This window comes from Rhodopila sp., from assembly GCF_965277825.1.
In the GTDB taxonomy this organism is placed as follows: domain Bacteria; phylum Pseudomonadota; class Alphaproteobacteria; order Acetobacterales; family Acetobacteraceae; genus Rhodopila.
Genome location: NZ_OZ255846.1, coordinates 3,783,813 through 3,800,405 on the forward strand (window position 1 = coordinate 3,783,813; position 16,593 = coordinate 3,800,405).

At 66.1% G+C, this 16,593-nt stretch carries 16 protein-coding genes; 11 read left to right on the forward strand and 5 right to left on the reverse strand.

Annotation, left to right across the window (positions count from 1 at the left end):
• The first annotated feature begins 32 nt into the window (after positions 1-32).
• The gene (locus ACQY4T_RS18495; RefSeq protein WP_428533720.1) at positions 33-1,592 is read left to right on the forward strand and encodes a sulfite reductase subunit alpha; all 1,560 of its coding nucleotides are present in this window, start codon (positions 33-35) and stop codon (positions 1,590-1,592) included.
• 34 nt (positions 1,593-1,626) lie between these two features.
• Here the strand turns inward: ACQY4T_RS18495 and ACQY4T_RS18500 are convergent, their stop codons facing one another.
• A complete protein-coding gene (locus tag ACQY4T_RS18500; protein WP_428533722.1) occupies positions 1,627-2,124 on the reverse strand; it encodes a Spy/CpxP family protein refolding chaperone in 498 nt (165 codons plus the stop codon).
• 363 nt (positions 2,125-2,487) lie between these two features.
• On the opposite strand from ACQY4T_RS18500, the gene ACQY4T_RS18505 reads away from it, so the two are divergent.
• Positions 2,488-4,029 carry an acetolactate synthase large subunit gene (locus tag ACQY4T_RS18505; protein WP_428533724.1) on the forward strand — a complete coding sequence of 514 codons (1,542 nt, stop codon included), beginning with the start codon at positions 2,488-2,490 and terminating at the stop codon, positions 4,027-4,029.
• A gap of 161 nt (positions 4,030-4,190) precedes the next feature.
• On the forward strand, positions 4,191-4,559 hold the full coding sequence (locus ACQY4T_RS18510; protein ID WP_428533726.1) for a BrnA antitoxin family protein: 369 nt from the start codon (positions 4,191-4,193) through the stop codon (positions 4,557-4,559).
• A 36-nt stretch (positions 4,560-4,595) separates the two neighbouring features.
• Here ACQY4T_RS18510 and ACQY4T_RS18515 read toward each other — a convergent pair whose 3' ends face one another.
• The 3 genes from ACQY4T_RS18515 to ispH all read right to left on the reverse strand — a co-directional run bounded on the left by ACQY4T_RS18515 (position 4,596) and on the right by ispH (position 7,234).
• Positions 4,596-4,937, reverse strand: a complete 342-nt coding sequence (locus tag ACQY4T_RS18515) for a hypothetical protein (protein WP_428533728.1) — start codon at positions 4,935-4,937, stop codon at positions 4,596-4,598.
• Between the two features lie 191 nt (positions 4,938-5,128).
• Entirely contained in the window at positions 5,129-6,289 is a 1,161-nt protein-coding gene (hpnH, locus tag ACQY4T_RS18520) for an adenosyl-hopene transferase HpnH (RefSeq protein WP_428533730.1), read from the reverse strand.
• 15 nt (positions 6,290-6,304) lie between these two features.
• Positions 6,305-7,234 (reverse strand): 4-hydroxy-3-methylbut-2-enyl diphosphate reductase, encoded by a 930-nt coding sequence (ispH, locus tag ACQY4T_RS18525; protein ID WP_428533732.1) that lies wholly within the window; start codon positions 7,232-7,234, stop codon positions 6,305-6,307.
• A 362-nt stretch (positions 7,235-7,596) separates the two neighbouring features.
• Between ispH and ACQY4T_RS18530 the strand changes: the two genes are divergently transcribed.
• The 5 genes from ACQY4T_RS18530 to hpnK all read left to right on the forward strand — a co-directional run bounded on the left by ACQY4T_RS18530 (position 7,597) and on the right by hpnK (position 14,229).
• Positions 7,597-8,484: a polyprenyl synthetase family protein gene (locus ACQY4T_RS18530; protein WP_428542974.1), complete on the forward strand. Its 888-nt coding sequence runs from the start codon at positions 7,597-7,599 to the stop codon at positions 8,482-8,484.
• A gap of 18 nt (positions 8,485-8,502) precedes the next feature.
• Positions 8,503-10,503, forward strand: a complete 2,001-nt coding sequence (gene dxs, locus ACQY4T_RS18535) for a 1-deoxy-D-xylulose-5-phosphate synthase (RefSeq protein WP_428533734.1) — start codon at positions 8,503-8,505, stop codon at positions 10,501-10,503.
• A 73-nt stretch (positions 10,504-10,576) separates the two neighbouring features.
• A complete protein-coding gene (locus tag ACQY4T_RS18540) occupies positions 10,577-11,863 on the forward strand; it encodes a glycosyltransferase (RefSeq protein ID WP_428533736.1) in 1,287 nt (428 codons plus the stop codon).
• Positions 11,864-11,955: 92 nt separating this feature from the next.
• Positions 11,956-13,383: a hopanoid biosynthesis associated radical SAM protein HpnJ gene (gene hpnJ, locus ACQY4T_RS18545; RefSeq protein WP_428533738.1), complete on the forward strand. Its 1,428-nt coding sequence runs from the start codon at positions 11,956-11,958 to the stop codon at positions 13,381-13,383.
• Positions 13,384-13,410: 27 nt separating this feature from the next.
• The gene (gene hpnK / locus ACQY4T_RS18550; protein ID WP_428533740.1) at positions 13,411-14,229 is read left to right on the forward strand and encodes a hopanoid biosynthesis-associated protein HpnK; all 819 of its coding nucleotides are present in this window, start codon (positions 13,411-13,413) and stop codon (positions 14,227-14,229) included.
• On the opposite strand, the gene folK is transcribed toward hpnK, so the two are convergent.
• Positions 14,200-14,967, reverse strand: coding sequence for a 2-amino-4-hydroxy-6-hydroxymethyldihydropteridine diphosphokinase (folK, locus tag ACQY4T_RS18555; protein ID WP_428542977.1), 768 nt, complete (start codon positions 14,965-14,967; stop codon positions 14,200-14,202). The two genes, hpnK and folK, sit on opposite strands and share 30 nt — an antisense overlap.
• Between folK and ACQY4T_RS18560 the strand changes: the two genes are divergently transcribed.
• The 3 genes from ACQY4T_RS18560 to ACQY4T_RS18570 are packed head-to-tail and all read left to right on the forward strand — an operon-like array spanning position 14,857 to position 16,569.
• Positions 14,857-15,462, forward strand: a complete 606-nt coding sequence (locus tag ACQY4T_RS18560; protein ID WP_428542980.1) for an NYN domain-containing protein — start codon at positions 14,857-14,859, stop codon at positions 15,460-15,462. The two genes, folK and ACQY4T_RS18560, sit on opposite strands and share 111 nt — an antisense overlap.
• A 14-nt stretch (positions 15,463-15,476) precedes the next feature.
• On the forward strand, positions 15,477-16,124 hold the full coding sequence (locus tag ACQY4T_RS18565; protein WP_428533742.1) for a uracil-DNA glycosylase: 648 nt from the start codon (positions 15,477-15,479) through the stop codon (positions 16,122-16,124).
• Positions 16,125-16,149: 25 nt separating this feature from the next.
• Positions 16,150-16,569, forward strand: coding sequence for an Rrf2 family transcriptional regulator (locus ACQY4T_RS18570; protein ID WP_428533744.1), 420 nt, complete (start codon positions 16,150-16,152; stop codon positions 16,567-16,569).
• The last annotated feature ends 24 nt before the right edge of the window (positions 16,570-16,593 follow it).

A 16,593-nucleotide genomic window follows, 5' to 3' on the forward strand; every position in this document is an offset into this window, starting at 1 on the left:
ATCGCGGCGGCCCGGAACACGATGGCAGGCGAATGAACGCGATCAGCCCGCCGCTGCCGCTGATCCCGGAGAACGCGCCGTTCTCGGAGGCGCAGCGCGCCTGGCTGAACGGATTCCTGGCCGGGCTATACGGCGGTGCCGGCACCGCCGGTTCGAGCGCGCCGGCGGCGGCGGCTCCGGAGGAAGAGTTTCCCTGGCACGACCCGGCTTTGGAGATGGATGAACGCCTGGGCCTGGCCGAGGGCAGGCCGATGAAACGCCGGCTGATGGCGGCGATGGCGCAGTTGGATTGCGGCCAGTGCGGCTATCTGTGCCAGACCTATGCCGAGGCTTTGGCCGAGGGCCGGGAGAGCACCACCACGCTGTGCGTGCCGGGCGCCAAGCCGACCGCGAGGAAGGTGAAGCAGTTGCTCGCCGAGGCGCCGGTGGTGGCTTCCGCCGCCGCTTCACCGACCCTTGAGAACACGCCCGCAGCGGCCAGGGAGCCCGAGGGCGTGGCGGTGCGCGTGCTGTCGGTTGATCCGCTGACCGAACCGGACTCGGCCAAGGATGTTCGGCATGTGGTGATCGATCTGGCCGGGTCCGGGTTGAACTACCTGCCGGGGGATTCGCTCAATCTGGCGGTGCGCAGCGATCCGGTGTTGGTTGCCGACACGATTGCGGCGCTGGGCGCCAGCGGCGAGGAACGGGTGGTCGGCATCGACGGCGTCGAGCGCGGCCTTCGCGAGGCGCTGGGCGTCGCCGACATTGCTCGCCCACTGGACCGCACGTTCGATCTGCTGGCCGGTGCCGCGACCTATCCTGGCCATGCCGCTGCGCTGCGCCGGTTGGTGGACGGCGAGGACGACGTGGAGCCGGACTGTGCCGACCTGCTCGACCTGCTGACGGCGTTCCCCTCGGCGCGGCCCGCGCTGGCGGATCTGGTGCGGTCACTGCCGATGCTGCGGCGGCGGCTGTATTCGATCGCGTCGTCGCCGCGCGCGCATGAAGGCGAGGTGCATCTGTGCGTCAGCGTGGTGCGCGATGTGCGGCGCGGGCGAGTGCGGCACGGGGTGGGCAGCGGGTTCCTGGGGCGGCACGCGGTCGCGGCGGGGCCGATCCTGGCCAGCGTGCAGGAGAGTCATTTTCGACTGCCGTCCGATCCGCGCACGCCGATCATCATGGTCGGGCCCGGTACCGGCATCGCGCCGTTCAGAGCATTCCTCGCGGATCGGGCGGCGGGCGCCGTGCGCAGCCGGTCATGGCTGTTCTTTGGGGACCAGCATAAGCGGACGGATTTCCTGTATGGTCCGGCGCTGCAAGGCTGGTTGGCGGACGGCACTTTGAGCCGGCTGGATCTGGCGTTCTCCCGCGATCAGGCCGACAAGATTTACGTGCAGAACCGCATGGTCGAGCAGGCGGCGGATCTGTGGCGCTGGCTGCAGGACGGCGCGCATTTCTATGTCTGCGGCGATGCCCTGCGGATGGCGCGCGATGTCGATGCGGCGCTGCGGCGGATCGCCATGACCGAGGGCCGGCTGAGCGCCGACCAAGCGCGCGACTGGATCGTGGCGCTGGCCCGTCAGGGGCGTTACTTGCGCGATATCTACTGAGTATTTCCGCAACGCCGACGCAAACGGGTGTTGGCTACTTTGGTGCTTGCTTGCGGGCCTCGGCGCGGTCGGCATAGTGACGGAACAAGTTGTCGGCGGTTCGCTTCTGGTCGTCCGACATGGCGTCATACAAGGTCTGGAACGAGGCCGACAGGCTCTGCACGCCTTGCGCGCGGGACTGCACGATCTGGGCGAAGTTCTGCATGTTCTGCTCCGCCGACATGCTTGCCAGGGATGCGCGCCGGTCCTTGTAGGCCTGCTCGGTCGAGGTCGCGTTGTCGCGCATGATTTGGGTGAAGCCACTCCATGCCGGTTCCTGCTGGGGAGTGATCTTCAGGCGGCGATGCATCTGGGCGATCCGCTGGTCGACCTGGGATCCCGCCTTGGCGGCCTTGGGGGTGGCGGCTGAGGGTACCCGGTTTGCGGGAGCCGGTGTTTGGGCCGGTTCCGGGGCGGGCGCGGGGGTCGGCGTTTGGGCAAAGGCCGGGTTTGCCGCCAACGAAAGCGTGGCGAGCAGGGCGAAGGTTTTCACGGCGGTCTCCTTTGTAGGCCGGGCAGACGTAGCAGGGCCAATCCGGTGGTTCCAGTGCTCGCCGATGTTGCGGCGCAGCGTGGTCCAACGCGGCCGGTGTTGCGGCGCGATTGGCTGCATTGCGCGCCGGTGTTGCGGCGCGATTGGCTGCATTGCGCGCCGCTGTTGCGGCGCGATTAGTTGCATTGCGCGCCGCTGTTGCGACGCGACGGGGGTTGGTGTGGCGGGTGACGGTGACGCGGTGTATCCACAACTGCCGGCTGCCGCTCCTCGCTCTGGTCAAGATATGACAAAACGAGTAGAGGTCCGGGATTGCCGCGGCCGGTGCTCGATGCCCGAGCCTTGACGAGGGAGAGCCACTGGATGAACGGCGCCGAAAGCCTGGTCCATTCGCTGTTGAAAAGTGGTGTGACGACGTGTTTTTCCAATCCTGGCACGTCTGAGATGCATTTTGTCGCCGCGCTGGACCGGGTGCCTGGCATGCACTGCGTGCTTGGCCTGTTCGAGGGGGTGGTGACCGGGGCGGCCGACGGCTATGCGAGGATGGCAGGTAAGCCGGCGGCGACGCTGCTGCACTGCGGCCCTGGCCTGGGCAATGGGCTGGCCAACCTGCACAATGCCAGACGCGCCGCCACGCCGGTGGTCAATATCGTCGGCGACCAGGCGACCTATCACCGCCCGCTGGACCCGCCGTTGACGGCGGATACCGAGGGCTGGGCGCGCGGCGTGTCGGGCTGGGTGCGGACCTCGATGGATGCCGGTTCGGTCGGGGCCGATGCCGCGGCGGCGGTGCAGGCCTCGATGATTGCGCCGGGGCAGATCGCAACGCTGATCCTGCCGTCTGATAGCTCTTGGAACGACGGCGGTGCGGTGGCCGCGGCGCTGCCTAGACTAGCGCCACCGGCGGCGGCGCCGCAGCAGATCGAGCAGGCGGCGAACGTGCTGCGGCGCGGCGGCGCGGGCGTGGTGCTGTTGCTGGGCGGGGTCGCGCTGCACGAGCAAGGGCTGGCGCTGGCGCATCGGATCCAGGCTGCCACCGGGTGTCGGGTGATCGCGCAGGGATCGAATGCGCGGATGGCGCACGGCCAAGGCCGGCTGGCGGTGGAGCGGGTGCCCTACGTCGTCGACCTGGCGGTGCAGGCGATGGCGGGGACCCGGCAACTGATCCTGGCGGGATCGCGCAAGCCGGTGACTTTTTTTGCCTATCCGGGAAAGGTGCAGAGTTCGGTGCCCGTGGATGCCGAGGTCCAGATTCTGTCGCGTCCGGAACAGGATGTTGTCGAGGCGCTGGCGCGGTTGGCCGACGCGCTGGGCTGCGGCCCGTTCGCGGCGCCCGATAATGGCGGCAGGCCCGAGGTCGGGCGCGGTCCGCTGACGCCTGGGTCGGTGGCCGCCGCGCTTGGCGCGCTGATGCCGGAGGACGCGGTGATCGCCGACGAATCGGTTACCTTCGGCCGCGATTTCCTCACTGCCACCAAGGGTGCGCCACCGCATGACTGGTTGAATGTGACCGGGGGCGCGATCGGCGGCGGGATGCCGATGGCGACCGGCGCGGCGATCGGCGCACCGGGTCGGCGGGTGATCAATCTGCAGGCGGACGGGTCGGCGATGTATACGATGCAGGCACTGTGGACCCAGGCGCGGGAGAAGCTCGACGTCACCACGGTTCTGCTGTCGAACCGAAAATATCAGATCCTGCTGGGTGAGCTGGCCAATGTGGGTGCCAATCCGGGTCGAACCGCGCTCGATATGATGGACATCGGCAATCCTGATATCAACTGGCCGGCGCTGGCCGGGTCGATGGGAGTGGAGGCGGCTCGCACCGACACGGTCGAGGGTTTTGCCGATCTGCTGACGCATTCGCTGAAGCAGTCAGGGCCGTTCCTGATCGAGTTGCTGATCTGAGCACGATTGGACCGTTGCAGGGAAGACACGGTCGCGTTGGATTAAGGCTTGACCGTAGCCACAGCCGTGCGTACATCAAATCTTGTTACAGGCCTGGATAGGCCTGCCGGTAGATCCAAATGGTCTTGGAACCAACCAAGATCGATCCTAGGAGGAAGAACATGGCCAAGACGAATCGTAATGCAAGCGCACAAACCAAGCCGCGCCGGGCGCACGCGTCCAAGGCCCGGACGCGATCCGAGGCGACCAAGGCGTCGAGTTCGGCGCGTGCGGTCATGGACTCGCAGCGCGTTGGGTGGGCAACCGATCTGGTGTTCGACGTGCGGGAACCAAAGTTGGCGGTCAGTTTGCGGTTGGACGCAGACGTTTTGCGCTTCTTCCGCAATTTCGGGGCCGGCTATCAGACCCGAATCAACGAGGTGCTGAAGGCGTTCATGCAGGCTAGGGCTGGGTCCGAGGTTAGCCATGCCGTAGCCGGCGCTCGGGCATCGCGCGCGGTTGGGAGCAACGGCAAGCGTGCCGGGCGCTAGGTTCGACTGGTGATGTAAGCGCCAGGGCGGAAGCGGTCAGAGGCTGGCGTTCGAGTCGGGTGCGGGGTGGATGCCCGAGGTGGCGAGAATGGCGGACCCAACGGGAACGCTGTTCTCGCGCAACGTATGCGCGGCGACCCAGGCACGCAGGACGCTGGCCATTCTTCCCCGCCAGTCGCCGTGCCTGGCCTTGAACCAGGCGAGTGTTTCGGGATCGATGTTCAGGCCGGGGTCGCGTTCCCGGCGCTGTGGCCAGTCAGGCAGGTCGGTCGTGCTATCTGTCGCAGCCTGTGTCGCCGCGCCTACGCCCAGATAGGCCCGCAACAGTGTTTCGTCGTCGAGGTTATCGGCGTCCTCATCCGGCTCGTCTGAAATCATCTTGATCGAATTGCTCTGCTGTAATCGCGCGCTGAAATCGTTCTAAAGCTACCCTGGGAACACGTTAGTCGTAACCCCGGTGAGGACGCCGAGCGATAACCTAGCTGAAATTGGTTAACAATTCGCTAAGTGGCGGCGGCCGATGGGTGGCTGGCGCTGGGACCGGCTGAACTCGACTGGAATGGTAGCCTTCAGTCGGCAGCGTCGGCGACTTCCTCGGTGGGCTTTTTGCCGGCGCGGATACGTTTCACCGCCGTTTCGACGTGGCGGCGGAACACGTATTCGGCGGGGCGTTGTTTTGCCAGCGAGACATCGGGCGCCATCGGCCCGTCGGTGCGGATGCCGCGCATGGCCTGTGCCGCGGCGCGCCAGGGCTTGCGCACGGTCTCGGCGACCGCGCTGGCCTCGTATCCCGAGTGCACCATGCAGTCGGCGCATTTCTCGTAGTTTCCGGTGCCGTACTTGTCCCAGTCGGTGGTGTCCATCAGTTCCTTGAAGCTCTTGGCGTAGCCTTCACCGAGCAGGTAACAGGGCCGTTGCCAGCCGAAATAGGTGCGGGTCGGGTTGCCCCAGGGCGTGCAATGGAAGGTCTGGTTGCCGGCCAGGAAGTCGAGGAACATCGACGACTGGTTGAATGACCACTTCTTCCGCGCGCCGCCCTGCCCTTGGCGGCGGAAGATGCCGCGAAACAGTTCCTTGGTCTTGGCGCGGTTGAGGAAGTGCTGCTGGTCGGGTGCGCGTTCGTAGGCGTAGCCCGGGGAGACCGAGATTCCGTCGACCCCCATTGCCATGACGTCGTCGAAGAACGCGGCGACCTTGTCGGGTTCGGCGTTGTTGAACAGCGTCGCGTTGATGATGGTGCGGAAGCCGCGGCGCTTGGATTCGGCGATTGCCGCAACGGCGCGGTCGTAGACTCCGTCCTGGCAGACCGAGATGTCGTGTTCGGTGCGCGCGCCATCCAGATGCACCGACCAGGAGAACCATTTCGACGGCTGGAACAGGTCCATCTTCTTTTCCAGCAGCAGGGCGTTGGTGCAGACGATGACGAACTTGCGGCGCGCGATTGCGCCTTGCACGATCTGGTCGATTTCCTTGTGCAGCAGTGGCTCGCCGCCGGCGATCACTACCACCGGGGCGCCACATTCCTCGACCGCCTGCATGCAATCGGCGACCGAGAGACGCTGATTGAGGATCTCGGGCGGGTAGTCGATCTTGCCGCAGCCGGCGCAGGCCAGGTTGCAGCGGAACAGCGGCTCCAGCATCAGCACCAGCGGGTAGCGCTTGCGCCCGATCAGATGCTGTTTGACGACATAGGCGCCGACGCGCACGGCCTGGTTCAGGGGAACGGTCATGGTCTGCTGGTTTCCTTATGCGTCCGCGAGTTCGGCGGGAAAGCGGAACCGGACATCCTCGGCGACACCGCCTTGGGTGGACACTTCGATGGCGCCGAACCGGCGCAGACCGTCTAGCACGCCCTGCACCAGGGTCTCTGGGGCGGAGGCGCCGGCGGTGACGCCGACCGAGGTGATGTCCTGGAACCACTCGGCTTGCAGGGCGTCGGCATCGTCGATCAGGTAGGACGGTTTGCCGAGTTCCTGGCCGATTTCACGCAAACGGTTGGAGTTGGAGGAATTGCACGAGCCGACCACGAGGATCATGTCGACGCAATGGGCCAGGTCGCGGACCGCCTGCTGGCGGTTCTGGGTGGCGTAGCAGATGTCGCGCACGTCCGGACCGACGATGGTGGGAAACCGCTTCGACAAGGCCTGGATGATGCCGCGGGTGTCGTCCACCGACAGCGTCGTCTGGGTGATATAGGCCAGCTTGTCAGGGTCCTTGACCCGCAGCAGGGCGACGTCCTCGACGGTCTGCACCAGGTGTACCTTGGCCGGCACCTGGCCGATGGTGCCCTCGACTTCGGCATGGCCGGCATGTCCCACCAGCACGAGTTCGCGGTCCTGGCGGGCGTAGCGGCGGCCTTCGTTGTGCACCTTGGCGACCAGCGGGCAGGTCGCGTCGATCACCGGCAGGCCGCGTTCGGCAGCGGCGGCCTCGACTCGCTTGGCCACGCCGTGGGCGGAGAACACCGTCATCGCGCCGGGCGGGATCTCGTCGAGTTCATCAACGAACACCGCGCCGCGTGTGCGGAGATCCTCCACCACGTGGCGATTGTGCACGATCTCGTGACGGACATAGATCGGCGGGCCGTATTTTTTCAGCGCGCGTTCGACGATTTCGATGGCCCGTTCCACACCGGCACAGAAGCCGCGGGGCTGGGCAAGGACGACGCGGATCATTCAGCTACTCTCCGTGGTGGCGCCGACCGGCTCGGCAGTGCTTGGCCGGTCCGGGATATGGCAGGTCGGCCGTTTTGCTGCAACGCTGCCGAACCCCTTGCGGTGGCCGGCTGGTGCGACCCCGCCATGCAGACAGGGGATCGCCTGGGCCGTTGCGCACCGCCGGGCGCCCTGGTTGCCGCGGCAGGCCGGCGGCGGACGGTGTTGATTACAACGGCGTGGCAAATCGGCAACAATGGCGAGGATCGCGCGCGGGTCGGCATGCGCAACGTCGGCTGACGTGTTATCGGCAAAAGGATCGGCTCCCGTCGGGCGGGGCCCCGGTCGTGAGGCTGCGTGTGGCGTCTGATAGTTCCCTTGCATTGATCGATCTACCCAGCGAGCTGGCGCGCGTCTCGGGCACAGTGGAGCAGGCGCTGGATATCCTGCTGCCGCCGGTGGAAGGCGCCGAGGGCCGGCTGGCGGAGGCGATGCGGTATGCCGCATTGGGTGGCGGCAAGCGGCTGCGGGCGTTCCTGGTGATGGAAACCGCCGCGCTGTTCGGGGTGAACGAGACCTGCGCGGCCCGAGTCGCGGCGTCGGTGGAGATGTTGCACGCGTATTCGCTGGTGCACGACGACCTGCCGGCGATGGACGATGACGACTTGCGACGTGGCAAGCCGAGCACACATAGGGCGTTCGATGACGCAACCGCAATCTTGGCCGGCGACGCATTGCAGTGTCGCGCGTTCGAGATTTTGGCGGAGCCGGACACGCACTCCGATCCTCAGGCTCGGTGTGAACTGGTGGCGGCGCTGGGCGCCGCGGCCGGTGCGCGCGGCATGGCAGGCGGACAGATGATCGACATGATGACTGAAGGCCAGGATTTGGACGCGCCGGCGGTGACCCGGCTGCAGGCGCTCAAGACCGGTCGGCTGATCCAATATAGCGCCGAGTGCGGCGCTATTCTGGGCCGGGCGACGTCCATGCAGCGGCATTTGCTGGCGGCGTACGGGCGTGACCTGGGGGCGGCGTTCCAGATCGCCGACGATGTGCTGGATGTGGAAGGCGACGCGGCGCAGCTTGGCAAGACCGCCGGCAAGGACGCCGCGGTGGGCAAGGCAACCATGGTTGCGGTTCTGGGTTTGGAGTTGGCCCGCGCCCATGCCGACATGTTGGCCCGGCAGGCCGCGGCCCATCTTGACGAATTCGGCAGTCGGGGCGCGAACCTGCGGGCCTTGGCGGGTTTTGTAATCGACCGGCGCAGCTAAGCAAGAACAGGAGAATCGATGAGCCCGATCACCACGCCGTTACTCGACCGCGTTCGCTACCCGGCCGACATGCGCAATTTCTCGATCGAGCAGTTGCGGCAACTTGCCGACGAGCTGCGGGCCGAGACGGTGGACACGGTGTCCGTGACCGGCGGCCATCTTGGCGCCTCGCTAGGTGTGGTGGAGCTGACGGTGGCGATCCACGCGATCTTCGACACGCCGCGCGACCGGCTGTTGTGGGATGTCGGGCATCAGGCCTATCCGCACAAGATCCTCACCGGGCGGCGCGATCGGATCCGCACCCTGCGCCAGGGTGGCGGGCTGTCTGGGTTCACCAAGCGGTCGGAGAGCGAGTACGATCCGTTCGGAGCGGCGCATTCCTCGACGTCGATCTCGGCAGGGCTCGGCATGGCGGTGGCGCGCGACCTGAAATCGGCGCCTCAGGTTGGCGCGACCGAGGCGGCCGAAAGCGTTCGGCCGGTGGTGGAGGATCGCAACGTGATCTGCGTCATCGGCGACGGCGCGATGAGCGCTGGCATGGCGTATGAGGCGATGAACAACGCCGGGGCGCTGAAATCACGGCTGATCGTCATCCTAAACGACAACGACATGTCGATCGCTCCGCCGGTGGGTGCGATGAGTGCGTATCTGTCGCGGCTGATGTCGTCGCGCAGCTTCCTGTCGCTGCGCGAATTGGCCGGAAGGATGGCCAGGCGGTTTCCGCGCGGGATCGAACGGACCGCCCGGCGGGCGGAGGAATATGCCAGGGGGATCCTGACCGGCGGGACGCTGTTCGAGGAGATGGGGTTCTACTACGTCGGACCGATCGACGGGCATAACCTGGATCACCTGCTGCCGGTGCTGCGCAATGTGCGTGAGGCCGAGGAGACCGGGCCGATCCTGGTGCATGCGATCACCCAGAAGGGCAAGGGCTACGAGCCGGCGGAGAAGTCACCGGACAAGTATCACGGGGTGTCAAAGTTCAATGTGATCACCGGCGAGCAGGCCAAGGCGCCCCCCGGTCCGCCGGGCTACACCAAGGTGTTCGCCGAGGCGCTGATCGCCGAGGCGAAGCGCGATCCGGCGGTGGTGGCGATCACCGCGGCGATGCCGTCGGGCACCGGGCTGGACCGCTTCGGCAAGATGTTCCCGGACCGCTGCTTCGACGTGGGGATCGCCGAACAGCACGCGGTGACATTTGCCGCCGGGATGGCGACCGAGGGGATGAAGCCGTTCTGCGCGATCTACTCGACCTTCCTGCAGCGGGCCTACGACCAGATCGTGCATGACGTCGCGCTGCAGTCGCTGCCGGTGCGCTTTGCGATGGACCGGGCGGGCTATGTCGGCGCCGACGGAGCGACCCATGCCGGCAGCTTTGACCTGTCCTATCTGGGGTGCCTGCCGAACATAGTGATCATGGCGCCGTCCGACGAGGCGGAGCTGGTGCATGTGGTGGCGACCGCGGTGACCATCGGCGATCGGCCCAGCGCGTTCCGCTATCCGCGCGGCGAGGGCACCGGCGTGGCGTTGCCCAAGGTTGGCGAGGTGCTGGCGCTGGGCAAGGGGCGGGTGCTGCGCGAGGGCACGAACATCGCCATCCTGTCGCTGGGCACTCGGCTGGGCGATGCGCTGAAGGCGGCGGACGAGCTGGCGGCGCGCGGTTTTCCGACAACGGTTGCCGATGCGCGATTTGCCAAGCCGATCGACACGCTGCTGGTCGAACGGTTGGCGCGCAATCACGAGGTCCTGATCACGATCGAGGAAGCTTCCATTGGCGGCTTCAGTGCCCAGGTCATGCAGCACCTGGCCTGGAAAGGCCTGTTGGATTCCGGGTTGAAGATTAGGCCGATGGTGATGCCAGACTGGTTCATCGATCATGACTCGCAGACCAAGCAACTGATCGAGGCCGGGCTTTCGGCCAAGGACATCGTGTCGGTGGCGTTGTCGGCGATGGGCATCGAGACGCCGAAGGTCGGGGCGCCGAAGGTCGGATCGACGAAAGTCGGCACGTCGCGATGACAATCATCCGGCCCAGGCCTGACCGGCTACCGATCGCCGGCCGTACGGGTGGCGCGCTGGGGGGATGATGGCGATGCTGGCTGGGGTGGCCGCGGTGCTGGCCGGCATTGGCCTGGCCGAGGCGTTGGTCGGGTCCCGGCTGGTGGCGTCCTTCGCGCGCCAAAGCGGCGGTGCCGATCCCATTTTCCGGCCGCCGGTGACGCTGTTGAAGCCGCTGCACGGGGATGAGCCCCTGCTGGCCGAGGCGCTGGCCACGTTGTGCCGGCAGGATTATCCGGACTGGCAGATCGTGTTCGGGGTGCAGGACGCGACCGATTCGGCGATCGGCGTGGTGCGCCGGCTGCAGGCGCGATTTCCCAGCGTGGACATCGAGTTGGTGATCGATCCGACGCTGCACGGGCGCAACCGCAAGGTGGGCAACCTGATGAACATGATGCCGGCGGCGCGGCATGACCTGCTGGTGATAGCTGACGCCGATGTGCATGTCCGATCGGACTACCTGAACCGGCTGGTGGCGGCGTTGCAACGGCCGGGCGTGGGCCTGGTGACGACGCTGTATGCGGGATTGCCGGCCGCCGCGACGGGGGTCTCGGCCGAAGCGTCGGGACCCGGGGTGCGATCGGCCCGCTGCTCCGGCGCCGCGCGGCGGACCGCGACGGGCCGCGGGGTGATTGGTCTGCCCGCCCGGTTGGGTGCCATGCAGATTACCCATGGCTTCCTGCCGGGTGCGGTGGTGGCGCGGGCGCTGGGACGGCAGGATTGCCTGGGAGCGACGATGTGCCTGCGGCGGCGCGATCTGGAAAGCATCGGCGGGCTGCAGGCGCTGGTGGACCATCTGGCCGACGACAACGTGTTGGGCCGACGCATCAACGCCCTGGGGTCGAGCGTGGCGCTGGCCGACACGGTGTCGCTGACCACCGTCCCGGAATCCAGTTTCAGCGCGCTGTTCCGCCATGAGTTGCGGTGGGCGCGCACGATAAGAGCGCTGGAACCGGCGGGTTTCGCGGCCTCGGTGATTCAGTATCCACTGGCTTGGGCGCTGTTGACGGTGCTGCTGACCGGCGGGGCGACCTGGTCGGTGGGTTTCTTCCTGCTTGCCTGGATGCTGCGGGCGGTCGCGGCGCTGAGCGTCGATCGCGCGCTGGCGCCGTTATGGACCAGGCAGGCGCGGTCGGTCGGGAACGATCAGGCCGCGGTTGCGTTCTGTTGCCCGATCTGGCTTCTGCCGTTGCGCGACATGTTTTCCGTCGCGGTAATGGCGGCGAGCTATGGTGGACGCAAGGTTCACTGGCGCGGTCACGGCCTGCACGCCGACACGCCACCACCGCCTGTCCATCAATCCGTGACACTTCGGCTGTGACTAGAGCATTTTGTCGCATGATCACGCGCCTTGAACGTTCCGCCCACCGCGATCATGACTTTATCGCCGCCGATTGAGGGAATCCGCGTAACATGATGAAGACCCTGTTCCTGCACCCGCCCTCGTTCGACGGTTTCGACGGCGGTGCCGGGTCCCGCTATCAGGCGAAGCGGGAGATCAAGTCGTTCTGGTTTCCGACCTGGCTGGCGCAGCCGGCCGCGCTGGTGCCGGGCAGCAAGCTGATCGACGCGCCGCCGGCGCGGATCGGGCTGGAAGCAATCACGCGCCAGGCGAGTGACTACGAGTTGTGCGTAATGCACACCTCGACGCCGTCGTTCGCGTCCGATGTCAAGGTGGCCGAGGCGCTGAAGGCGGCCAATTCAGGCCTGAAGATCGGCTTCGTCGGCGCCAAGGTGGCGGTGCAACCGACCGAAAGCCTGGCCCAGGGCGAGGTGATAGACTTTGTCGCGCGCAACGAGTTCGACTTCACCATCAAGGAAATTGCCGAGGGCCGCGACTGGGCCTCGGTGGATGGCATTTCCTGGCGCAATCAGGCCGGGGTCATCGTGCACAACAAGGATCGGGCGATCCTTGAAGACATGGACCAGCTCCCGTTCGTCACCGATGTCTATCACCGTGACCTGCGGATCGAGGATTACTTCATCGGCTACCTGCTGCATCCGTACGTGTCGTTGTATACCGGCCGCGGCTGCAAGTCGCACTGCAGCTTCTGCCTTTGGCCGCAGACCGTCGGCGGACATCGCTACCGGGTGCGCTCACCCGAACACGTGGCCGAGGAAATCCGTCAGGCCAAGGTCAGGTTCCCGCAGGTCAGGGAGTTCTTCTTCGACGACGACACCTTCACCGACAACCTGCCGCGCGCCGAGGCGATCGCTCGCGAACTGGGAAAGATCGGTGTCACCTGGTCGTGCAATGCCAAGGCGAACGTACCGCGGGCGACCTTGCAGGTGCTGAAGGACAACGGCCTGCGCCTGCTGCTGGTTGGCTATGAGAGCGGCAACCAGCAGATCCTGTACAACATCAAGAAAGGCATGCGGATCGAGGTTGCCCGCAAGTTCACCCAGGACTGCCATGACCTTGGGATCAAGATCCACGGCACCTTCATCCTGGGTCTGCCGGGGGAAACCAAGGCTACCATCGAAGAGACAATTCGTTTTGCGAAAGATATCAATCCGCATACCATCCAGGTGTCACTGGCGGCGCCTTATCCTGGGACGTTGCTCTACAAGCAGGCGGTGGAAAATGGCTGGCTGGATGCGGAACATGCCGAACTGGTGGACGATAGCGGGGTGCAGATCGCTCCTTTGCACTATGAGCACCTGTCGCATACCGAGATTTTCGACAACGTTGAGACGTTTTACAAGCGGTTCTATTTCCGGGCGCCGAAGATCGCCTCCATCGTCGGCGAGATGGTGCGCAGCCCACAGATGATGAAGCGGCGGCTGCGCGAGGGGGTGGAATTCTTCCAGTTCCTGCGGGAGCGGCACCAGACGGTCTGAGGCGGCTGGCGCCCCCTGGTTGTCCCGGTGAACAGCGTCAGCTTTTGCGCCGACGATTTCGGCCTGTCGGAAGCGGTTAACGAGGGGATCGAGCGGGCGCATCGCGAAGGCGCGCTGCAGGCCGCCAGCCTGATGGTCGCCGGGACCGCGGCCGGCGACGCGGTGCGGCGGGCCAAGGCCAACCCATCGCTGCGGGTCGGGCTGCATCTTGTGGTGATCGAGGGGCCGGCCGTCCTGCCGCCGGCGGATATTCCGGATCTGGTCGACGCCGCCGGCCAGTTCCCGTCCCACCAGTTGGCGCTGGGGTTGAAGTATTACTTCCGACCGCGGGTGCGGCGTCAATTGAAGGCGGAGATCCGCGCGCAGTTCGCCGCGTTCGCCGCGACCGAACTGCGGCTCGACCATGCCAACGCGCACAAGCACATGCACCTGCATCCGACGGTCGGTGCGATGATGTTGCGGGCCGGTTTGGCGTTCGGGTTGCGCCGCATCCGCGTGCCGGCCGAACCGCCGGCAGTGCTGGCCCGTTGCGGCACCCGGCCGGGGATCGGCGACCGGCTGCTGTATTGCTGGACCGGCGTGCTGCGGCGGCAGGCTCGGGCGGCCGGGGTGGCGAGCAGCGAGCATTGCTTTGGGCTGGCCTGGAGCGGCCACATGACGGCCGAGCGTGTGCGCCTGTTGTTGGCCAACCTTCCTGATGGCGAAAGCGAGATTTATTTTCATCCCGCCGCCGGGCGAGACCCTTTGCTGGACCGCTTGATGCCGACCTACGAACACGAGGCGGAGCTTGCGGCACTGCTGCGACTGGGGCGGCGATCAGAGCGGGCGGATCGCTTGGGGCGGTAGGGCGGCCAGCAGCGCGGCGGCGGAACGCCCGAACACCGGATGGATCCAGTCGGGTGCCACATCGAGCAAAGGTGCCAGCACGAAGGCTCGCAGATGGGCCCTGGGGTGCGGCAACACCGGGTCGGGCGCGGCGCGGATCAGATCGCCGATGGCGATGATGTCGAGATCGAGGGTGCGGGCAGCGTTGGGCGTGCCGCGCTGGCGCCCGCAGCGTGCCTCGATGTGCATGAGGCAGGCGAGCAACACTGCCGGGTCGGGGGTGTCTCCGGGTTCGAACCGCAGCGAGGCGACGCCGTTGATGTAGGGTGGTTGGCCGGACGGGGGTACAGGTGCTGATTCGAACCAGCGCGACCGGCTGACGAGTCGTAGCCCCGGCAGGCCGCAGAGCATCGCGACGGCCTGTTCGCAGGTCCGTAGGGCGGGTGTTCCGTCGGCGCGCGGAAGGTTGGCCCCAACCGCGACGAGGGTCGCGCAACTCTCGGCTTGGGCGGCTGCGACACCGTTTCGATGTTCACAAAATTGACTCTTGGATATAGTGATTACTCTTCTCGAGTCTGCGGATTTAGCCGGGACAGTCAGTTTGCGGCTGTCCCAATTATTAGCAACCAGCTTTACAAGGTTTGGCCGATGGCTTTTCTTCCCAATGAGCGTGTCGCGCTCTTCATTGACGGCGCCAATCTTTATTCCGCCTCGCGCAACCTCGGGTTCGACGTGGACTACCGTAACCTGCTGGAATATTTCCGCAAAAAGGCGAATGTGGTCCGCGCGTATTACTACTCGGCGGTGCTCGAGACGGAAGAATACTCGCCGCTGAAGCCGCTGACCGATTGGCTGGCCTATAACGGTTATGCGCTGGTGACCAAGCCGGCGAAGGAGTTCACCGACGGCGCCGGGCGGCGCCGGGTGAAGGGTAATATGGACATCGAGATCGCGGTGGACATGCTGGAATTGGCGGACAAGGTGGATCACGTTGTGTTGTTCAGCGGTGATTCCGATTTCCGCCGCCTGGTCGAGGCGGTGCAGCGCAAAGGGGTGAGAGTGTCGGTGGTGTCCTCGATCCGCAGCAGCCCGCCAATGGTGGCCGATGAATTGCGCCGGCAATGCGACTCCTTCCTGGAATTGGCGGACATCGCCGCCGAGTTCACAAGGCGGCAGACCGAGCCGCGGCAGCGAAACAGCGGGACTCGGAGCACGCCGGCTGAGCCGTACGCCGATCCGCACGAGGTGACCTGAGCCGGCGGGCCGGGATGGGCGTATCGGTGGGCTTGGAGGTGCCGTCGGCGAACTGTCCGCTTTGTCCGCGGCTAGTTGGCTACCGGGAGACCAATCGGACGGCCAATCCGGCGTGGTTCAACGGCGCGGTGCCGAGCTTCGGTCCGTTGGACGGCCGGCTTCTGGTGGTGGGATTGGCGCCGGGCGTGCGCGGGGCGAACCGGACCGGGCGGCCGTTCACCGGCGACTTTGCCGGGGTGCTGCTTTACCAGACGCTGATCAAGTATGGTTTCGCGGCCGGCGGTTATGGCGCGGATCCGGCGGACGGCATGGTGCTGCGGGATTGTCGGGTGACCAACGCGGTGCGCTGCGTGCCTCCGGCCAATTTGCCGACCCCGGCCGAGATCACCGGATGCAATCCGTTCCTGGCCCGGGAGCTGGCGGCGATGCCGCGGTTACGGGTGGTGCTAGCTCTGGGCGGGGTGTCGCATAAGGCAGTGCTGCGGGCGCGCGGGCTGCGGGCCGGCCTGGTGGCGTTCGCCCATGGTGCGGTGCATGCGCTGCCGGACGGTCTGGTAATGGTGGATAGCTATCATGTTTCGCGGCTGAACACGAATACCGGCCGGCTGACGACGCCGATGTTCGAGGCGGTAATCGCGGACATCGCTGCTCGGCTCGGGTAAGGTCGGCGATCAGAGGGCGCGGGCGATGCGGCTGACGATTTTTTCCGACTATACGCTGCGAACCCTGATGTATCTGGCGTTGCATCCGGATCGTTTCGTTACGATCGCGGAGATCGCGGCGGCGTATCGGATTTCGTCGAACCACCTGATGAAGGTGGTGCAGCAACTGGCCGCCAGCGGCGAGGTAATTACGCTGCGCGGCCAGCACGGTGGGCTACGTCTGGGCCGTCCGGCGTCCGAGATCCGGGTTGGTGAGATCATCCGCCGCACCGAGCCGGAGATGGCGCTGGCACCATGCTCGGAATGTGTGATCCAGCCCGGCTGCGTTTTGCCAAGCCTGCTGGATCGGGCGGTCGCGGCGTTCATGGCGGTGCTGGATCAGCACACGGTGGCGGATTTGGTGGCGGATCCGCGTGCGTTGACGTCGTTGCTGGCGCGGGATTGATGCTTGGCGGCCCTGTCGCTGAAC